Genomic DNA, 25,985 nt, shown 5'->3' on the forward strand with positions numbered 1-25,985 from the left:
ACTAGGTTGGACCCGCCGCGGGGCAAGGTGCGCAAGCGGACAGGTACAGGAAAGAAGGCGGAAAACGGAAATGAACGCAGACACCCGTACCCGGCTCAACCGGACGCCCGAGTGGGCCGCTCTCACCAAGCACCGCGAGGAGCTGTCGGACACCCGCCTGCGGGACCTGTTCGCCGCCGATCCGGAGCGCGGCACCGGGTACACCCTCCAGGTCGGTGATCTGTACATCGACTACTCGAAGCACCTGGTCAACGACGAGACGCTGCGGCTGCTGCGCGAGCTGGCCGCGGCCACCGGTGTCTTCGGCCTGCGGGACGCCATGTTCCGCGGCGAGAAGATCAACACGACCGAGGACCGGGCCGTGCTGCACACCGCCCTGCGCGCCCCGCGCGACGCGGTGATCGAGGTCGACGGCGAGAACGTCGTCCCGGCCGTGCACGCCGTGCTCGACAAGATGGCCGCCTTCGCCGAGCGGGTCCGCTCCGGCGAGTGGACCGGTCACACCGGCAAGCGGATCAAGAACGTGGTCAACGTCGGCATCGGCGGCTCCGACCTCGGCCCCGCGATGGCCTACGAGGTGCTGCGCGGCTTCACCGACCGCGACCTCACCGTCCGCTTCGTCTCCAACGTGGACGGCGCCGACCTGCACGAGGCCACCCGGGACCTGGACCCGGAGGAGACGCTGTTCATCATCGCCTCCAAGACGTTCACCACCATCGAGACGATCACCAACGCCACCTCCGCGCGCACCTGGCTGCTCGACGCCCTCGGGGACGAAGCGGCCGTCGCCAAGCACTTCGTGGCGCTGTCGACCAACGCCGAGAAGGTCGCCGGGTTCGGCATCGACACGGCCAACATGTTCGAGTTCTGGGACTGGGTCGGCGGCCGCTACTCCTTCGACTCCGCCATCGGCCTGTCCCTGATGATCGCCGTCGGCCCGGACCGCTTCCGCGAGATGCTGGACGGCTTCCACCTCGTCGACGAGCACTTCCGCACCGCCCCGGCCGAGGCCAACGTCCCGCTCCTGCTGGGCCTGCTGGGCATCTGGTACGACAACTTCCACGACGCCCAGTCGCACGCCGTCCTGCCGTACAGCCACTACCTGTCGCGGTTCACCGCCTACCTCCAGCAGCTGGACATGGAGTCCAACGGCAAGCACGTGGCGCGGGACGGCAAGGAGGTCGACTGGCAGACCGGCCCCGTCGTCTGGGGCACCCCGGGCACCAACGGCCAGCACGCCTACTACCAGCTCATCCACCAGGGCACCAAGCTCGTCCCGGCCGACTTCATCGGCTTCGCCGAGCCGGTCGCCGAGCTGAGCGGCGCCCTCCGGGACCAGCACGACCTGCTGATGGCCAACTTCTTCGCGCAGACCCAGGCCCTGGCCTTCGGCAAGACCGCCGAGGAGGTCCGGGCGGAGGGCGTGCCCGAGGAACTGGTCGCGCACAAGACCTTCCAGGGCGACCGCCCCACCACCACCATCCTCGCGCGCGAGCTGACGCCGTCGGTGCTCGGCCAGCTGATCGCCCTCTACGAGCACAAGGTGTTCGTGCAGGGCGCGGTCTGGGACATCGACTCCTTCGACCAGTGGGGCGTGGAGCTCGGCAAGGTGCTCGCCAAGCGCATCGAGCCCGCTCTGACCGAGGGCTCCGACGTGCCCGGCCTCGACCCCTCCACCACGGCCCTCGTCGCCAAGTACCGCGAGCTGCGCGGCCGTAGCTGACCCGGCCTCCCGCACCCGCCGCCCGCCCGGGGCGGGTGCGGGTGTCCCGTACCGGGAGGCCAGGTGCGGGTGTCCTGTACCGGCGGGCAGGTCAGGGCGTCTGGCGGGCAGCCGGTTCCTGACCGGGCGTCACGCCACCGCGCTCAGCGTGCCGGTCAGCCGGCGCCGTGCCGATCTCGCCGCGGGCAGCGCGGCCAGCGCGGCCGCTCCCAGCACGGCCCCCGCGCCTGTCAGCAGCAGCAGTCCGGGGGAGGGCGACCGGGCGATGCCCGCGCCGATCCCGCTGGAGTCGCCCTCGGCGTCGATCAGCCGGTGCGCCAGCGGCAGCCCCAGCACCGTGGCGGCGACGGCCGCCCCGAGGGCCGTACAGCCCGTCGCGGTGACGGTGATCGTGGTGATCTGGCGCGGTGACATGCCGATCGCCCGCAGCGCGAGGACGTCCCGCTCGCTCTCGCGGACGGTCCCGCCGATCGCCCCGAGCAGCTCGACCAGGCCGATGAGCGCCAGCACGGCGACCAGCCCGGCCACCACCGCGCGCAGCGGGGACAGCCCGTCCGCCGGATTGGTCACGGGATGCACGTCCAGGTGCCCGGCACCGGCCGCGGCGAGACCGGCCGCCACCCGGCCGGGGTCGGCGCCCGGACGGAGGCGGAGCTGGTAGAAGGCCGCCGCCAGTCCGGGGTCGTTGGCGCGCAGGGTGTCCAGCGAGGCCGTCACCACCCGGCCCGCGTTCCGCGGCTCGATGACGCGCCCCACGATGTGCAGGATCTGCGGCCGTGTCCCGACCGTCATCCGCACCCAGTCGCCGACCCGCACATGCAGCAGGTCCAGCAGCCCCTGGCCGGCCACCGCCTCGTCCGGACCGCTCGGGACACGGCCCTCGGCGAGCGCGTAGGGGTACGGCCGGGCGCGCGTGCCGAGGCCGCGCAGAGCGATGGTCCCGGTCTGGCCGGGGACCAGCGCGGCCACCTCCACCCCCGGACAGGCCTCGGCGATCCGGGGGTTCTCCGCCAGCAGGGCCCGTACCCGGCCGTCGTCCAGGGCCCCGTCCGAGCGGACCGTGAGCGCGGCCGGCAGGCCCATCCGGGCCGGGCTGGTGCGGAAGCCGTCGATGGTCGTCCACGCGCTGAGCGCCACCACGATCAGCAGCAGCGGAAGCGCCAGCCGGGCCAGCGTGGCCAGCGAACGGCCCCGCCCCGAGAACGCCTTGTGGCAGCCGAGAACCAGAGCGGCCGGCACCCGCAGTCCCAGCGCCCACCGGGCCGCGCCGGTGAGCGAGCCGCCCGCCGGGGCCGACGGACGCGGCACCGGAACCGGCGGCACCCGCCCCGCCCGCCAGGCCGCCAGGCCCGTCGTCAGGCCGATGAACAGCACCGTGCCCACCGCGACGGCACCCACGGTCATGCCGTGCCCGGGCAGCCCCCGCCACACGTCCACCGCGTCGCCGAGCCGCCCCGGGATCCGGGCACCGCGCCCCTCGATGAGCAGGGCGGCGCCCAGCGCGCCCAGCACGGCGTACGCCAGATGCTGGAGCAGGAAGATCCGCACCACCTGGGCGGGGGTGAAGCCGATCGCCTTCAGCACCGAGATGTCCCGCAGATGACCGCGGATCCGGGTGCCGATCGCCCCGTGCACGGCGAGCCCCGCGGCCGCCAGCGCACCCAGCCCGAACAGGCCGAGCACCTGGCCCAGCAGCCGGTTGTCGCCCTGCGCCTCGGCCCGTGCCTGCTCCCAGGTGGAGACCTCGCCGACCGCGCCCGCGCCCAGCACGGTCACCGCGCGCTGCACCGCGTAGTCGGTGTCGGCCGGGTCCCGCAGGCGCAGGCCCGTCACCTCGCCCCCGGCGGCGCGCACGGCGGACGGCGGCGCCCAGATCAGGCCCGGCTGCTCGCCCGGACTGTACGGCGGCTCGGCGCTGTCGGCGACGCCCTCGACGGTGAGCCTGCGGGCGGTGCCCGGCAGGGTGAGGGTGTCGCCCGGTTCGGCCAGCAGGGCCCGGGCGAGCCCGCTCTCCAGCACCACCCCGTCCGGTTCGGCCGGGTCAGGCCAGTGGCCCGCGGTGAGCAGCGGGCGGCCGACCGAGGGCGGGCGCCCGGTGGCCCGCAGCTCCACCGAGGCCCGCACGCCCCGGGCGGCGACGGTCGTGGCCTCGGTCGGGTAGGGACCGGCGACCGCCGTGACACCGTCCAGCCGCGCCAGTTCGCGGGCGTCGGCGGAGGGCAGGGTGTGGATCCACACGTGCGCCCCGCGGGCCTGCGCGAAGGTGCGCTCCCAGGGGTTGGTCGCATAGCCGAAGAGGGCGGCGGCCAGCAGCAGCGACGCGACGATGCCGGCGGTGGCGAGCGTGAGGAACAGCGCCTCGCCCCGGTGCGCGCGCAGATCGGAGTGGGCCCAGCGCAGGGTGGCACGCACGGGCTCAGCCCCTCGTGCGGGGCCGGCGGGCCGGACGGTCGTCCACCACGGTCAGTCCCTCAGTTCCAGTACGCCGGAGATCCCGGAGCGTCCGCGGGGCGGCGCGCTCTCCAGCGCGGCGTCGTCGGCTATCCGCCCGTCGAAGAAGCTGATCACCCGGTCGGCGGCGCTCGCCAGCCGGGCGTCGTGGGTGACCAGGACGATGCTCTGCCCGCGCCCGTGGAAGCGGGACAGCAGCCGCATCACCTCCCGGGTCCCCTTGCTGTCGAGGCTGCCGGCGGGCTCGTCGGCGAGCAGCAGCGGCGGATGGTTGACCAGCGCGCGGGCCAGCGTGACCCGCTGCTGCTCCCCGCCGGACAGCTCGCCCGGCATGCTGCGCTCCTTGCCCTCCAGGCCCAGTTCCGCGAGGAGCGCCGCGCGTTCGGCCCGGGCCCGCTTCGGGGCGGTCCCGGCGAGCAGGGCGGGCAGTTCGACGTTGTCGGCGACCGACAGGTTCGACACCAGGTTGAAGAACTGGAAGACGATCCCGATGGATCTGCGGCGCTCCACCGCCCAGCGGGCCTCGCCGAAGGAGTCCGTGCAGCGGCCGTCGAGCCAGATGCTGCCCTCGTCGGGCCGCAGCAGCCCGCCGAGCAGATGCAGCAGCGTCGACTTCCCGGCCCCGGACGGCCCGGTGACGGCCACGAACTCGCCCCGGGCCACGCTCAGACCGACCCCGCGCACGGCACGCGCGGGCGCGCCCTCGCCGTGATGGGTCTTCACCAGGCCCTCGGCCCGCAGCACTGGGGGCCCGCCGTCACTCACCGAAGCCCCTCCAGCTCCTCCTGGCACCGCTCCAGCCAGTCGAGGTCGGCCTGCAGGTGCAGCATCGCGCCCTCGATGAGCAGATGGGCGACCCGGTTGTCGCGGTCCTCGGCCGCGGCCAGCCGCGACAGGTCCCGCATGGTGTTGAGGTACTGGCGCCGCTGCCGGTTGATGAGGGCGATCTGGTCCGCGAGACCGGTCCGCGGGGCGACGGCGAGCTTCATGAAGAACTCGTCCCGTACCCGCGGCTCGTTCTCGGTCTCCTCGAACCAGGCGTGCAGCGCCTCCCGCCCGGCGTCGGTGAGGTGGTAGACCTTCTTGTTGGGCCGGCCGGCCTGTTCGACGTCCTCGCCCTCGATCAGCCCCGACTTCTCGAGGCGGCCGAGGGTGACGTAGATCTGGCCGACGTTCGGCTGAGGGTACGCGGAGCCCAGCAGTTGCTCAAGGTCCTGCTTCAGCTCGTAGCCGTGGGCGGGGCCGCGTGCCAGGAGCGCCAGGAGGGGCAGACGCACTCGTGCTGTCCTCCTGTCCGCGTGATGTGCCGCACGCCCTAGTATCGCCCATCGTCCAGCGGGTATACATGGCGTCTGTCCCCGGGCGGCGGTGCCCGGTACCGGTGCGCGGGGAGGAACCTATGCGGTGGGTGCGCGCCGCCGGTAGGGGACTTCTCGTTCTGGCCGTGATCCTGACCGGTTGTGTCGCCTCCGGCGCCCGTGCCGGGCAGGGCGGCGACGGCCGGGGCCCGCTCACCCTGGCCACCGCCGGCGATCTGACCGGCTATCTGGGGCCGCTGCTCCAGGGCTGGAACCGCGCCCACCCCGGCGAGCGGGTCACCCTCGTCGAACTGCCGGACTCCGCCGACGAGACCCACGCGCAGATGACCACCGACCTGCGCGGCGGCGACCGGGGCCGCTTCGACGTGCTCAACATCGACGTCAACTGGACCTCGGAGTTCGCGGCGGCCGGCTGGATACGCCCGCTGCCCCGGGACCGCTTCCCGCTGAAGAGCTTCCTGCCCCCGGTGGTGGACACCGCCACCTACGACGGCCGGCTCTACGCCGTCCCGTACGTCACCAACGCCGGTCTGCTGCTGTACCGCAAGGACGTCCTCGCGAAGGCGGGTGTGCGGCCGCCGCGCACCTGGGCCGAGCTGGAGCACGACGCGAGGACCGTCGCGCCCCGGTACGGACTCGACGGCTACGCGGGCCAGTTCCTGCCCTACGAGGGGCTGACCGTCAACGCGGCCGAGGCCGTCTACTCGGCGGGCGGCTCGATCCTCGGCGGCGAGGGCACCCGCGTCACCGTCGACTCGGACGCCGCCCGCGAGGGCATCGGCTTCCTCGCCCGGGGCCTTCGCGAGGGCTGGATCCCGAAGGAGGCGCTGACGTACAAGGAGGAGGAGTCCAAGCGCGCCTTCCAGGACGGCCGGCTGCTCTTCCTGCGCAACTGGCCCTACGCGTACGCCGTCGCCTCGGCCCCCGGCTCCAAGGTCGCCGGCCGGATCGGCGCCGTACCGCTGCCGGGGCCGCACGGGCCCGGGACGAGCGTGCTGGGCGGCTCCGACCTGGCCGTCAACACCCATGCCCGGCACCCCGGTTCGGCCACCCGGCTGATCGCCTACCTGACGAGCGAGCGCGTGCAGCGCGAGGTGCTCACCCGGGGCGCGCTGCCGCCCGTGCGCGCCGCGCTCTACGAGGACCCCGGTCTCGTGACGCGGTTCCCCTACCTGCCGACCCTGCGCACCGCCGTCCTCACCGCCGCCCCGCGCCCCAAGAGCCCGCACTACGACCAGGTCAGCCTGGTGGTGCAGGCGGTGATGCAGGACGCGCTGGCCGGACGCGAGACGCCCGACGCCGCGGTACGGCGACTGGCCAGGGAACTCGACGCCGTGGCCCACCGCTAGCCGGCGACGGTGGTGCACGCGCCCGGCTCTCTAGTTACCTGTTAGGTAACGCCAGCATCTCAACTGGGCGTGGATCGACCGGACAAGTCCTCATTTCAGGGCCCAACTCGGCGATGGCCGCTGTTCTTTTCATTGACACCCTCGTGAAACGCCTACCTAACATGCATGCATTGCTGCTGCCCTTCACGAGACAGGTGTATCGATGATGATGCGACGACGTACCAGCTGGCTCACCGGCTGCACCGCCCTCACCCTGGCGCTCGGCGCGACCGCCTGCGGCAGCGGCACCCCGGTCGCCGCGGGCGGCGGCGACAAGGCGCTCAGCGGCCAGACCGTCACCGTGGCCGGCGTCTGGTCCGGCAGCGAGCAGAAGAACTTCCAGAAGGTGCTGGACGCGTTCACCGCGAAGACCGGCGCGAAGACCCAGTTCACCTCCACCGGCGACAACGTCTCCACCGTCGTCGGCAGCAAGATCGAGGGCGGCAACGCCCCCGACGTCGTCATGGTCCCGCAGGTAGGCGTCCTCCAGCAGTTCGCGAAGCAGGGCTGGCTCGAACCGCTGTCCACGACCGCGGACCGGAGCATCTCCGCCGACTTCGCGCCGGTGTGGAAGAACTACGGCAGCGTCGGCGGCAAGCTGTACGGCCTCTACTTCAAGGCCGCCCACAAGTCGACCGTCTGGTACAGCCCCAGCGCCCTCGCCCAGGCCGGCGTCAAGCCGCCCACGACCTACGCGGACATGCTGAAGGCCGGGCACACCGTCTCCGACTCCGGCCTCGCCGCCTTCTCCGTCGCCGGACAGGACGGCTGGACCCTCACCGACTGGTTCGAGAACGTCTACCTCTCCCAGGCCGGCCCCGAGAAGTACGACGCCCTCGCCGCCCACAAGCTGAAGTGGACCGACCCCACCGTGGTCAAGGCGCTCACCACGCTCGGCAGGCTCTTCGAGGACAAGCAGCTCGTCGCGGGCGGCCAGAAGGAGGCGCTCGGCACCGACTTCCCCGGCTCGGTGGAGAAGGTCTTCGGACCCGAGCCCGAGGCCGGCATGGTCTACGAGGGCGACTTCGTCGCGGGCGTCGCCCACGACCAGTTCGGGAAGACCGTCGGCAAGGACGCCGACTTCTTCCCCTTCCCGGCGGTCGACGGCGGATCGGCGCCCGTCGTCAGCGGCGGTGACGCCGCCGTCGTCCTCAAGTCCGGCAAGAACGCGAAGGCCGGAATGAAGCTCGTGGAGTTCCTGGCCACGCCCGAGGCGGCCGCCGTGTGGGCGAAGGCCGGCGGCTTCCTGTCCCCGGACAAGAAGCTCGACCTCGCCTCCTACGGCGACGACGTCACCCGCGCCACCGCCAAGTCCCTGATCGGCGCCGGTGACGCGAACGCGGTCCGCTTCGACATGTCCGACCAGGCCCCCGCGGCCTTCGGCGGCACGAAGGGCGCCGGCGAGTGGAAGCTCCTCCAGGACTTCCTGCGCGACCCCTCCGACGCGAAGGGCACCGCCGCGAAGCTGGAGGCCGCCGCGGCCAAGGCCTACCAGGGCTGAGCGGACAGATGACCGCCTCACCCCCCGTCAAGGAGCAGGCGGGCCCGCCGGCCGCCGGCGCGGCGCCCACCGGGCGCCGCGCCCGGCGCCGCGGCCGCGCCGTCGCCCTCCTCTTCGTGTTCCCCGCACTGCTGCTGCTCGGCGCGCTCGTCGTCTACCCGGTGCTGTTCTCCGTCGGCCGCAGCTTCTTCGACGCCTCCGGCACCCGGTTCGTGGGCGGCGGCAACTACACCGAGATGTTCCGCGACCCGGCCACCCTGAAGGCCATCCGGAACACCGCCGTCTGGGTCGTCGTGGCCCCGGCCCTGCTGACCGGGCTCGGCCTGGTCCTGGCCGTCCTCGTCGAGAAGGTCCGCTGGGCCACCGCCTTCAAACTCCTGCTGTTCATGCCGATGGCCGTCTCCTTCCTCGCCGCCGGCATCGTCTTCCGGCTCGCCTACGACGAGGACCCCGACAAGGGGGTGCTCGACGCGGCCGTCGTCGCCGTCCACGACACCTTCGAGGGCACCTCGTCCTACCCCTCGGCACGGGCACGCGAGGGGCAGGGGGTGACCCAGGGCCACGACGGTTCGTACGCCACCACGGCGACGGTCTCACCGGGCCACTCGGTGACGTTCCCGATGGTCGGCGTGCTGCCCGGCGATCTGCCCGAGGGAGCAGCGCCCGCGGCCGCGGCCCCGCGCGCGGCGGCGGCCGGCGAACTGCGCGGTGTCGTCTGGCTGGACTTCACCCCCGGCGGGGGAGGGAGGCAGGGCCGGGCCGACCCGCGGGAGAGCGGCCTGCCGGGGATGAAGGTCGAGGCGGTGCGCGGCGGCGGCACGGTCGCGAGCACGACCACCGCGGCCGACGGCTCCTTCCGCTTCACCGGGCTGCGCACGGGCCCGTACACGCTGAGGCTGCCGGGCTCGAACTTCGCCCCGCCCTACCAGGGCGTCTCCTGGCTCGGCCCGGCCCTGGTCACCCCGGCGATCATCGGCGCCTACCTGTGGATCTGGACCGGCTTCGCGATGGTCCTGATCGGCGCGGGCCTCGCGGCACTGCCCCGGGACGCCCTGGAGGCGGCCCGGATCGACGGGGCCAACGAGTGGCAGATCTTCCGCCGCATCACCGTCCCGCTGCTGGCGCCCGTCCTGACGGTCGTCCTCGTGACCCTCGTGATCAACGTGATGAAGGTCTTCGACCTCGTCTACGTCATCGCGCCCGGGCCGGTGCAGGAGGACGCCACCGTGCTCGCCACCCAGATGTGGCTGGTCTCCTTCGGCGGCGGCAACGACCAGGGACTCGGCAGCGCCCTCGGCGTGCTGCTCCTGCTGCTGGTGGTCCCCGCGATGGTCCTCAACGTCCGCCGCTTCCGAAGGAGTCAGCGATGAACGCGGTCCGGCGCGGCCTGGGCAATGGCCTGGTCCAGGCGTTCCTCGTGGTGACCGGCCTGCTCTGGCTCACCCCGCTCGCGGGACTCTTCGTCTCCTCCCTGCGCTCGGCCCGGGACACCGCGAAGGGCGGCTGGTGGACGGCCCTGGCGAGCCCCGGGCAGCTGTCCTTCGACAACTACACGGCGCTGCTGAAGAACTCCGGGATGACACAGGCGTTCTGGAACACCGTGCTGATCTCGGTGCCGGCGACCGTGCTGGTCGTCGTCATCGCGGCCCTCGCCGGATACGCCTTCGCCTGGCTGGACTTCCCCGGCCGCGAACCGCTGTTCCTGCTGGTGGTGGCCCTGCTGGTGGTGCCGGTCCAGATCGGCCTGCTGCCGGTGGCCAAACTCTTCGGCGCGCTCGGCCTGTTCGGCACGATCCCCGGTGTCGTCCTCTTCCACGTGGCCTACGGCCTGCCGTTCGCGGTGTTCCTGCTGCGCAACTACTTCGCCGAGATGCCGAAGGAGATGCTGGAGGCCGCCCGCATGGACGGCGGCGGCGAGTGGCGCATCTTCGTGAGTCTGGTCCTGCCGGTCGGCCGCCCGGCCATCGCCAGCCTCGCCATCTTCCAGTTCCTGTGGGTCTGGAACGACATGCTGGTCGCCCTGCTGTTCGCCGACAGCTCCGCCCAGCCGCTGACCGTGGAACTCCAGTCCCAGATACGCCAGTTCGGCAGCAACATCGACGTGCTGGCACCGGGCGCCTTCCTGTCCCTGATCGTGCCCGTGGCCGTGTTCTTCGCGTTCCAGCGGCACTTCGTGCAGGGAGTCATGGCCGGCTCCGTCAAGTAACGGGCCCACCGAGGAGAAGGGGCGGCGGAGGACCCGAGGTCCTCCGCCGCCCCTCACTCATGACGGCTCGCTCACGGCGAGGCCGGCGGGTACAGCGAACGCGGCAGCTGGGACGCCGCCGTCGTGTCCAGCAGCCACAGGGTGCGGGCACGCCCGGTGGCCCCCGCGGCCGGAGCCTGGATCTCGCCCGCGCCGGACAGCGCGATGGCCACCGCCTCCGCCTTGTCCTCGCCCGCCGCGAGCAGCCAGACCTCACGGGCCGAGCGGATCGCGGGCAGGGTCAGCGAGACCCGGGTCGGCGGCGGCTTCGGGGCGCCGTGGACGCCCACCACCGTGCGCTCGGTCTCCCGCACGGCGGGCAGCTCGGGGAAGAGCGACGCCACGTGCGTGTCCGGGCCGACGCCCAGCATCAGCACGTCGAAGGCCGGCACCAGCGCGTGGTCCTCCGGACCCGCGGCCTTGGCCAGCTCCGCCGCGTACGCCTCGGCCGCCGCGTCGACGTCCGCACCCCACGGGCCGTCGGACGCGGGCATGGGGTGCACGCGCGCCGGGTCCAGCGGTACGGAGTCCAGCAGGATCTCGCGGGCCTGCGTGTAGTTGCGCTCCGGGTCCCCCTCGGGGAGGTACCGCTCGTCGCCCCACCACAGGTCCAGCCGGCCCCAGTCGACGGCGTCCCGCGCGGGGGACGCCGCCAGCGCGGCCAGCAGCCCGTTGCCGTTGCGGCCGCCCGTGAGGACCACGGACGCGTGCCCCTGGGAGGCCTGCGCGTCCACGATCTTCGTGATCAGACGGGCCGCGGCCGCCTGGGCCATCAGCTCCTTGTCGCGGTGCACGACCAGCTGGGGAGTGCTCACTTCGACGCCGCCTTCTTGGAAGGGAACGGCTTGGCGGCCGCCTTCTTCTCCAGCTCCTGCGGAGCCTGGACCACCGGGTCCTCGGACGCGGCCGGTTCCGCCACCGCGGCGGACGCCTCCGGGGCCCCGGCCGCCTCCGCGGAAGCGGCCCGGTCCCCGGACCTCAGCCGCTCCACGCCGAAGCGCAGCGCCGCCGCGTAGGTGTCGTCCGGGTCGAGCCGGCGCAGCTCCTCCGCGATCAGCTCGGCGGTGTCCCGCCGCTTGAGCGCGACCGCGCGGGCCGGCTGGCCCTCGATGGACAGGGTGGCCAGCGAGCCGTCCGCCCGGTCCAGGGTGATCGGGCCGTGGCTGGTGTCCAGCCGGACCGCCGTCAGGCCGGGGCCCGCCGACAGTGTCCGCCGCACGGGCACGTGCAGCCGGTCCGCGAGCCACATCGCCAGCAGCTCGCAGCTCGGGTTGAACTCCTCGCCCTCCACCTCGACGGCCTTCACCGTGCACGTCACCTGGTCCAGGGCCGCCGCCAGCATGGAGCGCCACGGCGTGATCCGGGTCCAGGACAGGTCGGTGTCACCGGGGGTGTAGGCCGCGGCACGGGCCGACAGGTCCCGCACCGGCTGCTCCGACGCGTAGGTGTCGGTGACCCGGCGCTGGGCCAGCGCCCCGAGGGGATCCTCGGCCGGGTCCAGCGGCGCGTTCACCGGCCACCACACCACCACCGGGGCGTCGGGGAGCAGCAGCGGCAGCACGACCGAGTCGGCGTGGTCGGCGACCTCGCCGTGCAGCCGCAGGATCGCCGTCTCGCCGGTGCCGGCCTCCGCGCCCACCCGTACCTCGGCGTCGACCCGCGAGGTGCTGCGGTCGCGCGGGGAACGGGAGACGCGCTTGATGACCACCACCGTGCGCGAGGGGTGCTCGCGCGAGGCGTCGTTGGCGGCCTTCAGGGCGTCGTAGGCGTTCTCCTCGTCGGTGACGATGACGAGGGTCAGGACCATGCCCACGGCGGGAGTGCCGATGGCACGGCGGCCCTGCACGAGCGCCTTGTTGATCTCACCGGCGGTGGTGTCGGTCAGGTCTATCTTCATGGCCGGCGCCAGCTCCGTCCGTCTCGTGCGAGCATCTCGTCGGCTTCCGCCGGACCCCACGTGCCCGACTTGTACTGCGCGGGCTTGCCGTGCGTGTCCCAGTACTCCTCGATCGGGTCGAGGATCTCCCAGGACCGCTCGACCTCCTCGGTGCGCGGGAACAGGTTGGAGTCACCGAGCAGCACGTCCAGGATCAGCCGCTCGTACGCCTCCGGGCTCGACTCCGTGAACGACTCGCCGTAGGCGAAGTCCATGGACACGTCCCGGATCTCCATCGAGGTGCCCGGCACCTTCGAGCCGAAGCGGACCGTGATGCCCTCGTCCGGCTGGACGCGGATCACGATCGCGTTCTCGCCCAGCTCCTCGGTCGCCGTGTGGTCGAACGGGGAGTGCGGGGCCGCCTTGAAGACGACCGCGATCTCCGTGACCCGGCGGCCGAGCCGCTTTCCGGTGCGCAGGTAGAAGGGGACGCCCGCCCAGCGGCGGTTGTCGATGCCCACCTTGATCGCGGCGTAGGTGTCGGTCTTCGACTCCGGGTCGATCCCGTCCTCTTCGAGGTAGCCGATGACCTTCTCGCCACCCTGCCAGCCCGCCGCGTACTGTCCGCGCACGGAGTGCCGGCCCAGGTCCTTCGGCAGCCGGACGGCGCCGAGCACCTTGGTCTTCTCCGCGGCCAGCGCGTCCGCGCCGAAGGAGGCGGGCTCCTCCATCGCGGTGAGCGCGAGCAGCTGGAGCAGGTGGTTCTGGATGACGTCACGGGCGGCGCCGATGCCGTCGTAGTACCCCGCGCGGCCGCCGACGCCGATGTCCTCGGCCATCGTGATCTGCACGTGGTCCACGAAGGACCGGTTCCAGATCGGCTCGAACATCGTGTTGGCGAAGCGCAGCGCCAGGATGTTCTGGACGGTCTCCTTGCCGAGGTAGTGGTCGATCCGGAACACCTGGTCCGGCTCGAACACCTCGTGCACGACCTTGTTCAGCTCCTCGGCCGACTTCAGGTCGTGGCCGAACGGCTTCTCGATGACCGCGCGCCGCCAGGAGCCACCGCTCTGGTCGGTCAGGCCGTGCTTCTTCAGCTGCTGGATGACCACGGGGAAGGAGCGCGGCGGCACCGACAGATAGAAGGCGAAGTTGCCGCCCGTGCCCTGCGCCTTGTCGAGCTCCTCGATGGTGCCGCGCAGCCGCTCGAATGCGTCGTCGTCGTCGAAGGTGCCCTGGACGAAGCGCATCCCCTGGATGAGCTGCTGCCAGACCTCCTCACGGAACGGCGTACGGGCGTGCGCCTTGACGGCGTCGTGCACCTCGGCGGCGAAGTCCTCGTGCGCCCACTCGCGACGGGCGAAGCCCACCAGCGAGAAGCCCGGCGGCAGCAGACCACGGTTGGCGAGGTCGTACACCGCGGGCATGAGCTTCTTGCGGGACAGGTCGCCGGTCACACCGAAGATGACCAGGCCCGACGGCCCCGCGATGCGCGGGAGCCGTCGGTCCGCGGGGTCACGGAGCGGGTTCGCTCCGGTACCAGGAAGACGGGACAACTCAGCCCTCCGTAGGGGCGAGGCGCTTGAGCTCCGCCTCCGTCGACTTGAGCAGATCGTTCCAGGACGCCTCGAACTTCTCCACGCCCTCGTCCTCCAGGACCTGGACGACGTCGTCGTAGGAGATGCCGAGCTTCTCCACGGCGTCGAGCTCGGCGCGGGCCTGCTCGTAGGTGCCGGTGACGGTGTCGCCGGTGATCTCGCCGTGGTCGTCGGTGGCCTCCAGGGTGGCCTCCGGCATGGTGTTGACCGTGTTCGGCGCGACCAGCTCGGTGACGTACATGGTGTCCGGGAAGGACGGGTCCTTCACACCGGTCGACGCCCACAGCGGACGCTGCTTGTTGGCGCCGGCGGCGGCCAGGGCCTTCCAGCGGTCGGAGGAGAAGACCTCCTCGTACGCCTGGTAGGCGAGGCGGGCGTTGGCCAGGGCGGCCTTCCCGCGCAGTTCCTCGGCCTCGTCGGTACCGACGGCCTTCAGGCGCTTGTCGATCTCCGAGTCCACGCGGGACACGAAGAAGGACGCCACGGAACGGATCAGCGACAGGTCCAGGCCGCGCTCCTTGGCCTTCTCCAGGCCGGTGAGGTAGGCGTCCATGACCGCGCGGTAGCGCTCCAGCGAGAAGATCAGCGTGACGTTGACGCTGATGCCGAGGCCGATGACCTCGGCGATCGCCGGCAGACCCGCCTTGGTGGCCGGGATCTTGATCAGGGTGTTGGGGCGGTCCACCAGCCAGGCCAGCTGCTTGGCCTCGGCGACGGTCGCCCGGGTGTTGTGCGCCAGGCGCGGGTCCACCTCGATGGAGACCCGGCCGTCCTGGCCGTCGGTGGCGTCGAAGACCGGGCGCAGGATGTCGGCGGCGTCGCGGACGTCCGCCGTGGTGATCATGCGGATGGCCTCTTCCACGGTCACCTTGCGGGCGGCGAGGTCGGCGAGCTGCTGCTCGTAGCCGTCACCGCTGCTGATGGCCTTCTGGAAGATCGTCGGGTTGGTGGTGACGCCCACGACGTGCTGCTGGTCGATCAGCTCGGCGAGGTTGCCGGACGTGATCCGCTTGCGCGACAGGTCGTCCAGCCAGATCGCGACGCCTTCTTCGGAGAGGCGCTTGAGTGCGTCTGTCATCGGAATTGCATCTCCTACGTGTCGTATATGAGCGTCAGCGCCGGGCGGCGGCGAGGGATTCCCGGGCCTGGGCGGCCACGTTCTCCGGAGTGAAGCCGAACTCCTCGAACAGCACCTTGCCGTCGGCGGAAGCACCGAAGTGCTCCAGGGAGACGATCCGGCCCGCGTCGCCCACGAAGCGGTACCAGGTCAGGCCGATGCCGGCCTCCACGGCGACGCGCGCCTTCACGGACGGCGGCAGCACGGAGTCCCGGTACGCCTGGTCCTGCTGGTCGAACCACTCCACGCACGGCATGGACACCACGCGGGTGGGGACGCCCTCGGCCTGGAGCCGCTCGCGGGCCGCGACGGCCACGTGCACCTCGGAACCGGTGGCGATCAGGACGACCTGCGGCTCGGCGTGCTGCCCGTCGGCGCCCTCGGCCTCGAACATCACGTAGCCGCCGCGCGCGGCGTCGTCGTTCGGCTCGTAGGTCGGCAGGCCCTGGCGGCTCAGCACCAGGCCGTGCGGCTGGCCCTTGCCGTACTCCTTGGTCCAGCGCTTGAGGACCTCGGTCCAGGCGATGGCGGTCTCGTTGGCGTCCGCCGGGCGGACGACGTTCAGACCGGGGATGGCGCGCAGCGCGGCCAGGTGCTCGACCGGCTGGTGGGTCGGGCCGTCCTCGCCGAGGCCGATGGAGTCGTGCGTCCACACGTACGTCACCGGCAGGTGCATCAGCGCGGACATGCGCACGGCGTTGCGCATGTAGTCGGAGAACACCAGGAAGGTGCCGCCGTAGACGCGGGTGTTGCCGGCCAGCGTGATGCCGTTCATCTCCGCGGCCATCGCGAACTCGCGGATGCCGAAGTGGACGGTACGGCCGTACGGGTTCGCCTCCGGCAGCGGGTTGCCCGCCGGCAGGAAGGAGCTGTCCTTGTCGATGGTCGTGTTGTTCGACCCGGCGAGGTCGGCGGAGCCGCCCCACAGCTCGGGGATGACCGGACCGAGCGCCTGCAGCACCTTGCCGGAGGCGGCACGGGTCGCGACGCCCTTGCCCGTCTCGAAGACCGGGACCTTCTCCTCCCAGCCGGTGGGCAGCTCACCCTTGCTGATGCGGTCGAACTCGGCCGCGCGCTCGGGGTTGCGGTCGCGCCACTCCTGGAAGGTCTTGTCCCACTCGGCCTTGGCCTGGCGGCCGCGGTCGAGGGCCTGCCGGGTGTGGGCGAGGACCTCGTCGGTGACCTCGAAGGTCTTCTCCGGGTCGAAGCCGAGGACGCGCTTGGTGGCCGCGACCTCGTCGTCGCCGAGCGCCGAGCCGTGCGCGGCCTCGGTGTCCTGCGCGTTGGGGGCGGGCCAGGCGATGATCGTGCGCATGGCGATGAAGGACGGCCGGTCGGTGACCGCCTTGGCCTTCTCGACCGCCTCGTACAGGGCGTGCGGGTCGATGTCGCCGTTGTCCTTGGAGTCGACGCGCTGCACGTGCCAGCCGTACGCCTCGTACCGCTTCATCGTGTCCTCGGACACGGCCGTCTCGGTGTCGCCCTCGATCGAGATGTGGTTGTCGTCCCACAGCAGGACGAGGTTGCCGAGCTTCTGGTGGCCGGCGAGCGAGGACGCCTCGGAGGAGACGCCCTCCTGCAGGCAGCCGTCACCGGCGATGCAGAAGACGTAGTGGTCGAAGGGCGACTCGCCCTGCGCGGCGTCGGGGTCGAACAGGCCGCGCTCGAAGCGGGAGTCCATCGCCATGCCGACCGCGTTCGCCACACCCTGGCCCAGCGGGCCGGTGGTGGTCTCGACGCCCTTGGTGTGGCCGTACTCCGGGTGGCCCGGGGTCTTCGAGCCCCAGGTGCGGAAGGACTTCAGGTCGTCCAGCTCCAGGCCGAAGCCGGCCAGGTAGAGCTGCGTGTAGAGAGTCAGGGACGAGTGTCCGGCGGACAGGACGAAGCGGTCCCGGCCGACCCACTGCGGGTCCGCGGGGTCGTGCCGCATCACCTTCTGGAAGAGGGTGTAGGCGGCCGGGGCCAGGCTCATCGCCGTACCGGGATGGCCGTTGCCGACCTTCTGTACGGCGTCGGCGGCCAGGACACGGGCGGTGTCCACGGCCCGCTGGTCGAGCTCGGTCCAGTCAAGGTCTGTGGTGGTCGGCTTGGTGCTCACCCTGGTTCAGGGCTCCTCTCCACATATGGGTCGCCGGTCTGCGGGGCGTCTGCCCACCCGGCCGCCGGTGCGCTGCCTGCCCACCGGCCGTGTCGAGCCTACCCCCGCGAGGACGTGCGTTTTTTCGAGTCATTCCAGACTGCCGGGAGTCCGCGCGATCCGCCTCCCGACTGGCCGACAACGCATTCGGCACATGAATACGGAGCCGCTCATCTGACTGCTCAATCGAGCCCTTCGGCACCTCGGACGAGGCCTTCGCCAACACGAGCCGACCCCCGCGAAGGCCGGGGTCTGGGCAACGTCTAAAGTGGCGTGGTACGCGCGAGCCTCCTGTCCGATACCACGGACCTCATCACGGGGAGGTTCGCTGGGATGTCTCTGTCAGGGGTGTGCGTGACGGCCGTCGAATCCCGTCCAGCGGTTCGGGGAACCACCCCTGCCGTCCAGGCCATGGAGGAGCTCGGTGGCACGGGCCAGGACCCGGTCAACCGGTCGTTCGGGGCCCGCGTCAAGGGCTTCGTGGCGCTGACCAAGCCGCGGATCATCGAGCTGCTGCTCATCACCACCGTTCCGGTGATGTTCCTGGCGCAGCAAGGGGTGCCGGACCTGAGGCTGGTCCTGCTCACCTGCCTCGGTGGCTATCTGTCCGCGGGCGGCGCGAACGCGCTGAACATGTACATCGACCGCGACATCGACGCGCTGATGGACCGCACCTCGCAGCGTCCGCTGGTGACCGGCCTGGTGAGCCCGCGCGAGTGCCTGGCATTCGGCATCACGCTCGCGGTCGTCTCCACATTGCTGTTCGGATTCACCGTCAATTGGCTGTCCGCTTGGCTGTCGCTCGGTGCGCTCCTTTTCTACGTCGTCGTCTACACGATGATCCTCAAAAGGCGCACCTCGCAGAACATCGTGTGGGGCGGAATCGCCGGCTGCCTTCCGGTGCTGATCGGCTGGTCGTCCGTCACGGACTCGATGTCCTGGGCGCCGGTCGTCCTCTTCCTCGTCATGTTCTTCTGGACCCCGCCGCATTACTGGCCGCTGTCCATGAAGGTCAAGGAGGACTACGCGCGCGTGGGCGTGCCGATGCTCCCGGTCATCGCCTCCAACAAGGTGGTCGCCCGGCAGATCGTCATCTACAGCTGGGTGATGGTCGCCGTCTCCCTGCTGCTCCAGCCGCTCGGCTACACCGGCTGGTTCTACACCGCGGTCGCGCTGGCGTCCGGCGGCTTCTGGCTCTGGGAGGCGCACGGCCTGCAGAACCGGGCCAGGGCCGAGGTGACCGGGGTGAAGCTCAAGGAGATGCGGCTGTTCCACTGGTCCATCACCTATGTGTCGATCCTCTTCGTCGCGGTCGCGGTGGACCCCTTCCTGCGGTAGTCCCCCTGCGGTTCCGCCCTTCGCTCCGACGGGAGGGGTGCGTGGTCAAGGCCATGCACCCCTCCCGTCGCCGTTCGATCTACTCGTCGGTAGCATCCTGGCCATGGCAGAAACGCAGCAGGTTGACGCGAAGGCCGAGCGCGCGGTGAAGCGGCTCGCCCACCAGATCAGCGCCTTCGCGAAGGCGCACGGCGGGGCCGGCGGCAACGTGGCCCACATCGGCGAGCGCGGCGCCCGGATCGCGCTGGTCGGCGAGGACGGCGAGTGGGGCAACCTCGTGGCCCCCAGCGTCGCGATCGCCGAGCAGGCCCTGGAGAAGGCCGGTGTCACGGTCCACGAGTCCTTCGACGGCGAGTTCGCGGCGCGCGTGAAGACGGGGCCTTACGAGTGGAAGCGGATGGCCGGCATCCAGATCTGATCGCATCCGGGTCCCCGGGGAGGGCGCCGGGGGAGCTGCTCCCCGGGCGCCCTCCCGGAGTCGCGTGCCCTCGCGCACGCCCGCGCCCCGCCCGGTCTCCTCGCGCCCCCTTCACGCTTCAGAGCGTCCGATTCCGCCGGAAGGGTCCGCTCCCGGCCGCCCCGGAGCCGCGTGTTCAGGACAGTCCGGCGCGCTTTGGGCCCGCTGCCGCCACCTGAACCGGGTGTCACCCGTTAGGACGGGTAGCAGCGCAGCGTCCACGCCGGGGAGCCCGGGATGATCGAAACGCCGTCCCTCGTGGACCAGTACTGCCATGGCGTCCTGCGTACGGAACTGGGCCTCGGCACCTTCGAGACGTGGCTGGCGCGCACCGAGGGCCCGCCGGCGCCGGGCACCACCCTCTTCGACACCCAGACCGGCTTCGCCGTACGCCGCTGGTGTCCGCCCCTGCTGGGCCTGGAACCGCACGCGCCGCCCGCCCGCTATCTGGCCCGGCGCCGCGAACTGGGCGTCCTGGAAGCGGGCCGCAGACTGCTGCGCGGCACCGGCATCACGACCTATCTGGTCGACACCGGACTGCCCGGCGACCTCACCGATCCCGCCGAGCTGGGGTCCGCGGGGGACGCGGCGGCCCGGGAGATCGTCCGGCTCGAACTCCTCGCCGAACAGGTCGCCGACACCTCGGGAACCGTCGAGTCCTTCCTCGCCAACCTCGCCGAATCGGTGCACGGCGCGGCCGGGGAGGCGGTCGCCTTCACCTCGGTCGCCGGGGTCAGGAACGGTCTGGCGCTCGCGCCCGAACCGCCGGGGCCGGGCGAGGTGAGGGGCGCCGCCGGGCGCTGGCTGGCCGGGCGGCGGGTCGGCGGCGCGCTGACCGACCCGGTGCTGCTGCGCCATCTGCTGTGGATCGCGGTCGCCTCCGGGCTGCCCCTGCAACTCCACGCCGGCCTCGGCGAACCGGGATCCCGCATCGACCGCACCGACCCGGTGCTCCTGACCGACTTCGTGCGGGCCACGGCCGGCCTCGGCACCGACCTGGTCCTGCTGTACGGCTACCCGTACCACCGCCACGCGGCCCATCTGGCCGGTGTGTTCCCGCACGTGTACGCCGACTCGGGCGCCGCCCTGGCACGCACCGGCGCCCGCGCGGCCACCGTCCTCGCCGAGACCCTGGAACTGGCCCCCTTCGGCAAGATCCTCTTCTCCAGCGGCGCCCACGGCCTGCCCGAACTGCACGTGGTCGGCGCCCATCAGTTCCGCGAGGCCCTGAACCGGGTGCTGGGAACCTGGGTCGCCGACGGCGCGTGGTGCCTGGGGGACGCACGCCGGGTGGCCCGCATGATCGCGGCGGACAACGCCCGCCGCGTCTACGGGCTGGACTGAGCGGCCCCGGCAGAGGGAGGCCGCTCCGGGAAGGGGCGGGGTGCCGTCAGCCGGCGGCGGGTTCGAGATGCTCGCCGACGGCGGGAGCGGGGATCGTCCGCTCGGCGGCGGGGCGCTCACGCAGCGACAGCAGCACCCGCAGCACCCAGATCCAGATCACGCAGGAGCCGAGCATGTGCGCGGCCACCAGCGCCTCGGGGAGGTGGGTGAAGTACTGGACGTAGCCCACGACACCCTGCGCGAGCAGGATCAGGAACAGCTCACGGGTGCGGGCGAGCGGAGCCTTCGGGGCGTCGACCGCCTTCAGCACGAACCACAGCGCGAAGGTCAGCGTCACCACGATCCAGGCCAGCACCGCGTGGAGCTTGGCCACCGTCTCCCAGTCGATGGGGATCCGGTGGACCTCGCGGGTGTCACCGGCGTGCGGACCCGCGCCGGTCACCACCGTGCCGGCCACGATGAGCAGCAGCGAGGCGCCCACCAGGAACCACACCAGCTGCGCCACGGCCTTGCCGACCAGCGGACGCGGGGCCTCGTCGCCCTCCCGGGTGCGCTGCCACATCACCGCGGCCACGGCGATCAGCGCCGTCGACAGCAGGAAGTGCGCGGCGACGGTGTACGGGTTCAGGCCGACCAGCACGACGATGCCGCCGAGCACGGCGTTGCCCATGACCACCCAGAACTGCGCCCAGCCGAGCCGGGTCAGACCGCGCCGCCACGGCTTCTCGGAGCGCGCGGCGACGATGGCCCAGCCGACGGCCGCGCACAGCACGTACGTCAGCATCCGGTTGCCGAACTCGATGGCGCCGTGGACGCCCATCGCGGCCGTGGTGGTCAGCGAGTCGTCCGTGCAGGTGGGCCACGTCGGGCAGCCGAGGCCCGAACCGGTCAGCCGTACGGCGCCGCCGGTGACCACGATCACCACCGACATGACGAGTGCGGCGAGGGCCGCCCGCTGGACCGTCCGGGGGGCCGGGGTCCAGCGTTCGGCGATGAAGGCGAGCGGGTTGCGCAGGGCCGCTGCGGCGTCGGCGGGGGTCAGCTTTGGCACGCGCACCATCGTAGGCGGCGGATTGTGCACGCTTTCACGAGGGGTCCTGCCTGTCACCCGCGCGGGTCTACTCCCAGCGGAAGAACTTCCCGGCCGCGGCCAGTGCCACGACCGCCCACGCGGTGAGAACCCCCAGGTCGGCCCAGGGCATCCCGGCTCCGTCGCGGAGCACCTCGCGCAGCCCGTCGGAGAGCGCGGAGATGGGCAGCAGGCCGAGCACCTGCGAGCCGGCCGCGCCGAACTTCTCCAGCGGCACGATCACCCCGCCGCCCACGAGCAGCAGCAGGAAGACCAGGTTGGCGGCGGCCAGCGTGGCCTCCGCCTTCAGCGTGCCGGCCATCAGCAGGCCGAGCCCGGAGAAAGCGGCGGTGCCGGCCAGCAGCAGGAGCAGCACCGCGGCGGGGTTGCCGTGCGGGTGCCAGCCCAGCACGAGGGCGATCACCGTCAGCAGGATCACCTGGAGGACCTCGGTGACCAGCACGGACGCCGTCTTCGCGGCCATCAGGCCCCAGCGCGGCAGCGGCGAGGAGGCGAGCCGCTTCAGCACGCCGTAACGGCGCTCGAAGCCGGTCGCGATGGCCTGCCCGGTGAACGCCGTGGACATCACGGCGAGGGCCAGGACGCCGGGCGCGAGGAAGTCGACGGCCCTGCCGGCGCCGGTGTCGACGATGTCGACCGAGCTGAACAGCACGAGCAGCAGCGTCGGGATCACGACGGTCAGCAGCAGCTGCTCGCCGTTGCGCAGCAGCATCCGCGTCTCCAGCGCCGCCTGCGCCGCGATCATCCGGGGCAGCGGGGCGGCGCCCGGCCGCGGTGCGTAGATACCCGTGGCGGTGGTGTCCGTCGTGGCGGTCACGAGCGCAGCTCCTTGCCTGTCAGCTCCAGGCTGTGCCGTCCCGGGGGACGACCCCCGGACCCCCGGCCGATCTCGGTGTGGATCCCCATCATGACCGCAGCTCCTTGCCTGTCAGCTCCAGAAAGACGTCCTCAAGAGTGTGCCGCTCCACCGAGATCCGGTCGGGCATCACCCCGTGCTGGGCGCACCAGGAGGTCACGGTGGCCAGCAGCTGCGGGTCTATCTCGCCGACGACCCGGTAGGAGCCGGGGGTCAGCTCGGCGGCCGCGCTGTCGGCGGGCAGCGCCTTGAGCAGCGAGCCCACGTCGAGGCCGGGGCGGCCGGTGAAACGCAGGGTGTTCTCGGCGCCGCCCTTGCACAGCGCCTCGGGGGAGCCCTGGGCGATGACCCGGCCGCCGTCGATGATCGCCACGTCGTCGGCGAGCTGTTCGGCCTCGTCCATGTGGTGGGTGGTGAGGATCACCGAGACGCCGTCGGCGCGCAGGTCCCGCACCAGGTCCCAGGTGGCCCGGCGGGCCTGCGGGTCGAGGCCCGCGGTGGGCTCGTCCAGGAACACCAGCTCGGGGCGTCCGACCACGGCCATGGCGAGCGCGAGGCGCTGCTGCTGGCCGCCGGACAGCCGCCGGTAGCCGGTGCGGCCGCAGGAGCCGAGCCCGAGGCGCTCGATGAGCGCGTCCACGTCCAGCGGATGCGCGTGCAGCCGGGCGACATGGCGCAGCATCTCGTCCGCGCGGGCACCGGAGTACACGCCTCCGGACTGGAGCATCACGCCGATCCGCGGACGCAGCTCCGCGGAGTCGCGCACCGGGTCGAGGCCCAGGACGCGCACCGTGCCGGAATCCGGCTTCCGGTACCCCTCGCAGGTCTCGACCGTGGTCGTCTTCCCCGCCCCGTTGGGGCCGAGCACGGCGGTCACACCGGCCTTGGCCACCAGGTCGAGGCCGTTCACCGCGGTCTTCGTGCCGTACCGCTTCACCAGGGCCTGGACCTGGACCACGGGCTCACTTCGCATGGCTCAAGAGTCTAGGGAGACGCCGGGGCGCTCCGGCGCGGGGGTGCGGGAAGTCCTCCGCACGGGGAGGCGCGCGGGCACGCGGGGGCCGGAGCGCGGCGTGGGGCGGGCTCCCGTACGACCGCGACCGCTCCGCCGTTGACCCGGCCGGGGGAACTCGCGGAGGAATGTACGAGCCGGAGCCCCGGACGCCGGTGAATCGCCTGGTGAACGGCGTCGTGGCGGGTCCGGCGCCGGCTGTGGGACCGCCTGCCGCGAGGTCCCGGAGCGGGCGCCCGGAAGATCGTTTCCGCAGGTCAGGTTAGGTGTGCCTAAGTGATGAAAGGCACCACTCGATGATCCATGCGCGGCTTGTCAGGGCCTGAGGAATTACGCAACAATGGCGTTGTGAAAAACGTCGGCGAGGCTCGGGAAGCCCCGATGGGGTCCCCTCAGGAAGAGCTCGCGACCGGAGAGCGCTCGACGCGCAACCGGGTCGCGCGGTCCATCCTGGACCACGGGCCGTCGACCGTCGCCGAACTGGCCGGCCGGCTGGGCCTCACCCAGGCCGCCGTGCGCCGCCATCTGGACGCACTCGTCGCCGACGACGTCGTCCAGGCCCGTGAGCAGCGCGTCTACGGCACGCGTGCGCGGGGCCGCCCCGCCAAGGTGTTCGCGCTGACCGACTGCGGCCGTGACGCCTTCGACCAGTCCTACGACAAGCTCGCCGTGGAGGCCCTGCGCTGGATCGCGGAGAACGGGGGCGGCCCCGAGGCGGTCGCCGCCTTCGCCCGCGCCCGGATCGGCGCCCAGGCCGGCGAGTACCGCAAGGCGATCGAGGACGTAGGCCCCGAGGAACGCACCGAAGCGCTGGCCAAGGCCTTGAGCGCGGACGGGTACGCTGCTACGGCGCGCAGCGCACCGGTCGGCGAACAGCTCTGCCAGCACCACTGCCCGGTCGCCCACGTCGCCGAACAGTTCCCGCAGCTGTGCGAGGCGGAGACGGAGATCTTCGCCGAACTGCTCGGGACCCACGTCCAGCGGCTGGCGACCATCGCCCACGGCGACGGCGTCTGCACGACGTTCATTCCGAAGAATTCGAAGACCGATCAGAGCCACGCATCTTCAAGCACGGCCGGGAGGAACCCCGCATGACGCTCCCCACGGAGACTGCCCACCCCGAACTCGAGGGTCTGGGCAAGTACGAATACGGCTGGGCCGACTCCGACGTAGCCGGTGCCGCTGCCAAGCGCGGCCTGAACGAGGACGTCGTTCTCGACATCTCGGCGAAGAAGTCCGAGCCGGAGTGGATGACGAAGCTGCGCCTCAAGGGCCTCAAGCTCTTCGCGAAGAAGCCCATGCCGAACTGGGGCTCCGACCTCTCGGGCATCGACTTCGACAACATCAAGTACTTCGTGCGGTCCACGGAGAAGCAGGCGGAGTCCTGGGAGGACCTGCCCGAGGACATCAAGAACACCTACGACAAGCTGGGCATCCCGGAGGCCGAGAAGCAGCGCCTCGTCGCCGGTGTCGCCGCCCAGTACGAGTCCGAGGTCGTCTACCACCAGATCCGCGAGGACCTGGAGGAGCAGGGTGTCATCTTCCTGGACACCGACACCGCCCTCAAGGAGCACCCGGAGCTCTTCAAGGAGTACTTCGGCACCGTCATCCCCGCCGGTGACAACAAGTTCGCCTCGCTGAACACCGCCGTGTGGTCGGGCGGCTCCTTCATCTACGTCCCGCCGGGCGTCCACGTGGAGATCCCGCTCCAGGCCTACTTCCGTATCAACACGGAGAACATGGGCCAGTTCGAGCGGACCCTGATCATCGTCGACGAGGGTGCCTACGTGCACTACGTCGAGGGCTGCACCGCCCCGATCTACAAGTCGGACTCGCTGCACTCCGCGGTCGTCGAGATCATCGTCAAGAAGAACGCCCGCTGCCGTTACACGACCATCCAGAACTGGTCGAACAACGTCTACAACCTGGTCACCAAGCGCGCCGTGGCGTACGAGGGCGCGACCATGGAGTGGATCGACGGCAACATCGGCTCCAAGGTGACGATGAAGTACCCGGCCGTCTACCTGATGGGCGAGCACGCCAAGGGCGAGACCCTCTCCATCGCCTTCGCGGGCGAGGGCCAGCACCAGGACGCCGGCGCCAAGATGGTGCACATGGCGCCGAACACGTCGTCCAACATCGTCTCCAAGTCGGTCGCGCGCGGCGGTGGCCGCACCTCCTACCGCGGTCTGATCGAGATCGGCGAGGGCGCCGCCGGATCGAAGTCCAACGTGCTGTGCGACGCGCTGCTCGTCGACACGATCTCCCGCTCGGACACCTACCCCTACGTCGACGTCCGCGAGGACGACGTCTCCATGGGCCACGAGGCGACCGTCTCCAAGGTCTCCGAGGACCAGCTCTTCTACCTGATGAGCCGCGGTCTGTCCGAGTTCGAGGCCATGGCCATGATCGTGCGCGGCTTCGTCGAGCCGATCGCCAAGGAACTGCCGATGGAGTACGCGCTGGAGCTCAACCGGCTGATCGAGCTGCAGATGGAGGGCTCGGTCGGCTGACCGCCGCCGCTGCCCCCGTC

21 protein-coding genes are annotated in these 25,985 nt (G+C 71.6%); 10 read left to right on the top strand and 11 right to left on the bottom strand.

What is annotated here, in order from left to right; genetic code table 11:
• Positions 1-70: 70 nt before the first annotated feature.
• Complete coding sequence (gene pgi / locus ACIPRD_RS21405; RefSeq protein ID WP_356398798.1) at positions 71-1,723, top strand: glucose-6-phosphate isomerase; 1,653 nt, start codon at positions 71-73, stop codon at positions 1,721-1,723.
• Between the two features lie 129 nt (positions 1,724-1,852).
• Here the strand turns inward: pgi and ACIPRD_RS21410 are convergent, their stop codons facing one another.
• From ACIPRD_RS21410 to ACIPRD_RS21420, 3 genes are read right to left on the bottom strand one after another with little or no spacing between them, the layout of a single operon-like run.
• A complete protein-coding gene (locus ACIPRD_RS21410; protein WP_401565045.1) occupies positions 1,853-4,135 on the bottom strand; it encodes an FtsX-like permease family protein in 2,283 nt (760 codons plus the stop codon).
• A gap of 51 nt (positions 4,136-4,186) precedes the next feature.
• On the bottom strand, positions 4,187-4,939 hold the full coding sequence (locus ACIPRD_RS21415) for an ABC transporter ATP-binding protein (RefSeq protein ID WP_401565047.1): 753 nt from the start codon (positions 4,937-4,939) through the stop codon (positions 4,187-4,189).
• Positions 4,936-5,451: a PadR family transcriptional regulator gene (locus tag ACIPRD_RS21420; protein ID WP_356398804.1), complete on the bottom strand. Its 516-nt coding sequence runs from the start codon at positions 5,449-5,451 to the stop codon at positions 4,936-4,938. The genes ACIPRD_RS21415 and ACIPRD_RS21420 overlap by 4 nt, the downstream gene beginning before the upstream one ends.
• Before the next feature lie 122 nt (positions 5,452-5,573).
• Here ACIPRD_RS21420 and ACIPRD_RS21425 point away from each other — a divergent pair, with 122 nt between their 5' ends.
• The 4 genes from ACIPRD_RS21425 to ACIPRD_RS21440 all read left to right on the top strand — a co-directional run bounded on the left by ACIPRD_RS21425 (position 5,574) and on the right by ACIPRD_RS21440 (position 10,588).
• A complete protein-coding gene (locus tag ACIPRD_RS21425; protein WP_356398806.1) occupies positions 5,574-6,842 on the top strand; it encodes an ABC transporter substrate-binding protein in 1,269 nt (422 codons plus the stop codon).
• 205 nt (positions 6,843-7,047) lie between these two features.
• Positions 7,048-8,382: an ABC transporter substrate-binding protein gene (locus ACIPRD_RS21430; RefSeq protein WP_401565180.1), complete on the top strand. Its 1,335-nt coding sequence runs from the start codon at positions 7,048-7,050 to the stop codon at positions 8,380-8,382.
• A gap of 8 nt (positions 8,383-8,390) precedes the next feature.
• Complete coding sequence (locus ACIPRD_RS21435) at positions 8,391-9,752, top strand: ABC transporter permease subunit (RefSeq protein WP_401565051.1); 1,362 nt, start codon at positions 8,391-8,393, stop codon at positions 9,750-9,752.
• Positions 9,749-10,588 carry a carbohydrate ABC transporter permease gene (locus ACIPRD_RS21440; protein ID WP_356398810.1) on the top strand — a complete coding sequence of 280 codons (840 nt, stop codon included), beginning with the start codon at positions 9,749-9,751 and terminating at the stop codon, positions 10,586-10,588. Before ACIPRD_RS21435 ends, ACIPRD_RS21440 begins: the two co-directional genes overlap by 4 nt.
• Before the next feature lie 71 nt (positions 10,589-10,659).
• Here ACIPRD_RS21440 and pgl read toward each other — a convergent pair whose 3' ends face one another.
• The 5 genes from pgl to tkt are packed head-to-tail and all read right to left on the bottom strand — an operon-like array spanning position 10,660 to position 17,316.
• Positions 10,660-11,442, bottom strand: coding sequence for a 6-phosphogluconolactonase (gene pgl, locus ACIPRD_RS21445; protein ID WP_356398812.1), 783 nt, complete (start codon positions 11,440-11,442; stop codon positions 10,660-10,662).
• Positions 11,439-12,524, bottom strand: a complete 1,086-nt coding sequence (opcA, locus tag ACIPRD_RS21450) for a glucose-6-phosphate dehydrogenase assembly protein OpcA (protein ID WP_401565055.1) — start codon at positions 12,522-12,524, stop codon at positions 11,439-11,441. Before opcA ends, pgl begins: the two co-directional genes overlap by 4 nt.
• Entirely contained in the window at positions 12,521-14,059 is a 1,539-nt protein-coding gene (gene zwf / locus ACIPRD_RS21455; protein ID WP_356398816.1) for a glucose-6-phosphate dehydrogenase, read from the bottom strand. The genes opcA and zwf overlap by 4 nt, the downstream gene beginning before the upstream one ends.
• 1 nt (position 14,060) lies before the next feature.
• Positions 14,061-15,179, bottom strand: coding sequence for a transaldolase (gene tal / locus ACIPRD_RS21460; protein ID WP_356398818.1), 1,119 nt, complete (start codon positions 15,177-15,179; stop codon positions 14,061-14,063).
• Positions 15,180-15,213: 34 nt separating this feature from the next.
• Positions 15,214-17,316 carry a transketolase gene (tkt, locus tag ACIPRD_RS21465; RefSeq protein WP_401565058.1) on the bottom strand — a complete coding sequence of 701 codons (2,103 nt, stop codon included), beginning with the start codon at positions 17,314-17,316 and terminating at the stop codon, positions 15,214-15,216.
• Positions 17,317-17,688: 372 nt separating this feature from the next.
• Here tkt and ACIPRD_RS21470 point away from each other — a divergent pair, with 372 nt between their 5' ends.
• The 3 genes from ACIPRD_RS21470 (at position 17,689) to ACIPRD_RS21480 (ending at position 20,494) form a co-directional block, all read left to right on the top strand.
• Positions 17,689-18,693: a heme o synthase gene (locus tag ACIPRD_RS21470; protein ID WP_401565061.1), complete on the top strand. Its 1,005-nt coding sequence runs from the start codon at positions 17,689-17,691 to the stop codon at positions 18,691-18,693.
• A gap of 103 nt (positions 18,694-18,796) precedes the next feature.
• On the top strand, positions 18,797-19,111 hold the full coding sequence (locus tag ACIPRD_RS21475) for a hypothetical protein (protein ID WP_356398824.1): 315 nt from the start codon (positions 18,797-18,799) through the stop codon (positions 19,109-19,111).
• Positions 19,112-19,387: 276 nt separating this feature from the next.
• Positions 19,388-20,494 carry an amidohydrolase family protein gene (locus ACIPRD_RS21480; protein WP_356398826.1) on the top strand — a complete coding sequence of 369 codons (1,107 nt, stop codon included), beginning with the start codon at positions 19,388-19,390 and terminating at the stop codon, positions 20,492-20,494.
• A gap of 46 nt (positions 20,495-20,540) precedes the next feature.
• Here ACIPRD_RS21480 and ACIPRD_RS21485 read toward each other — a convergent pair whose 3' ends face one another.
• From ACIPRD_RS21485 to ACIPRD_RS21495, 3 genes are all read right to left on the bottom strand, one after another.
• Positions 20,541-21,554: a heme A synthase gene (locus ACIPRD_RS21485; RefSeq protein WP_401565066.1), complete on the bottom strand. Its 1,014-nt coding sequence runs from the start codon at positions 21,552-21,554 to the stop codon at positions 20,541-20,543.
• A gap of 58 nt (positions 21,555-21,612) precedes the next feature.
• On the bottom strand, positions 21,613-22,329 hold the full coding sequence (locus ACIPRD_RS21490; RefSeq protein WP_401565182.1) for an ABC transporter permease: 717 nt from the start codon (positions 22,327-22,329) through the stop codon (positions 21,613-21,615).
• 160 nt (positions 22,330-22,489) lie between these two features.
• The gene (locus ACIPRD_RS21495) at positions 22,490-23,413 is read right to left on the bottom strand and encodes an ABC transporter ATP-binding protein (protein ID WP_356398830.1); all 924 of its coding nucleotides are present in this window, start codon (positions 23,411-23,413) and stop codon (positions 22,490-22,492) included.
• A gap of 387 nt (positions 23,414-23,800) precedes the next feature.
• Here ACIPRD_RS21495 and ACIPRD_RS21500 point away from each other — a divergent pair, with 387 nt between their 5' ends.
• Together ACIPRD_RS21500 and sufB are read left to right on the top strand one after the other, a co-directional pair.
• On the top strand, positions 23,801-24,547 hold the full coding sequence (locus ACIPRD_RS21500) for a metalloregulator ArsR/SmtB family transcription factor (RefSeq protein ID WP_356398832.1): 747 nt from the start codon (positions 23,801-23,803) through the stop codon (positions 24,545-24,547).
• Complete coding sequence (gene sufB / locus ACIPRD_RS21505; protein ID WP_356398834.1) at positions 24,544-25,965, top strand: Fe-S cluster assembly protein SufB; 1,422 nt, start codon at positions 24,544-24,546, stop codon at positions 25,963-25,965. Before ACIPRD_RS21500 ends, sufB begins: the two co-directional genes overlap by 4 nt.
• Positions 25,966-25,985: the final 20 nt, after the last annotated feature.

It is taken from the genome of Streptomyces sp. NPDC090108 (genome assembly GCF_044747185.1).
Taxonomy (GTDB): domain Bacteria; phylum Actinomycetota; class Actinomycetes; order Streptomycetales; family Streptomycetaceae; genus Streptomyces.

What these genes read in the sequence shown, in the direction of transcription:
- ACIPRD_RS21440 (WP_356398810.1), top strand. Translation starts at nt 9,749, where the DNA reads ATGAACGCGGTCCGGCGCGGCCTGGGCAATGGCCTGGTCCAGGCGTTC.
- ACIPRD_RS21485 (WP_401565066.1), bottom strand. Translation starts at nt 21,554, where the DNA reads ATGGTGCGCGTGCCAAAGCTGACCCCCGCCGACGCCGCAGCGGCCCTG.
- ACIPRD_RS21490 (WP_401565182.1), bottom strand. Translation starts at nt 22,329, where the DNA reads ATGATCGCGGCGCAGGCGGCGCTGGAGACGCGGATGCTGCTGCGCAAC.
- ACIPRD_RS21470 (WP_401565061.1), top strand. Translation starts at nt 17,689, where the DNA reads ATGTCTCTGTCAGGGGTGTGCGTGACGGCCGTCGAATCCCGTCCAGCG.
- ACIPRD_RS21425 (WP_356398806.1), top strand. Translation starts at nt 5,574, where the DNA reads ATGCGGTGGGTGCGCGCCGCCGGTAGGGGACTTCTCGTTCTGGCCGTG.
- ACIPRD_RS21480 (WP_356398826.1), top strand. Translation starts at nt 19,388, where the DNA reads ATGATCGAAACGCCGTCCCTCGTGGACCAGTACTGCCATGGCGTCCTG.
- ACIPRD_RS21495 (WP_356398830.1), bottom strand. Translation starts at nt 23,413, where the DNA reads ATGCGAAGTGAGCCCGTGGTCCAGGTCCAGGCCCTGGTGAAGCGGTAC.
- sufB (WP_356398834.1), top strand. Translation starts at nt 24,544, where the DNA reads ATGACGCTCCCCACGGAGACTGCCCACCCCGAACTCGAGGGTCTGGGC.
- ACIPRD_RS21475 (WP_356398824.1), top strand. Translation starts at nt 18,797, where the DNA reads ATGGCAGAAACGCAGCAGGTTGACGCGAAGGCCGAGCGCGCGGTGAAG.
- opcA (WP_401565055.1), bottom strand. Translation starts at nt 12,524, where the DNA reads ATGAAGATAGACCTGACCGACACCACCGCCGGTGAGATCAACAAGGCG.
- tal (WP_356398818.1), bottom strand. Translation starts at nt 15,179, where the DNA reads ATGACAGACGCACTCAAGCGCCTCTCCGAAGAAGGCGTCGCGATCTGG.
- pgi (WP_356398798.1), top strand. Translation starts at nt 71, where the DNA reads ATGAACGCAGACACCCGTACCCGGCTCAACCGGACGCCCGAGTGGGCC.
- ACIPRD_RS21435 (WP_401565051.1), top strand. Translation starts at nt 8,391, where the DNA reads ATGACCGCCTCACCCCCCGTCAAGGAGCAGGCGGGCCCGCCGGCCGCC.
- ACIPRD_RS21430 (WP_401565180.1), top strand. Translation starts at nt 7,048, where the DNA reads ATGATGCGACGACGTACCAGCTGGCTCACCGGCTGCACCGCCCTCACC.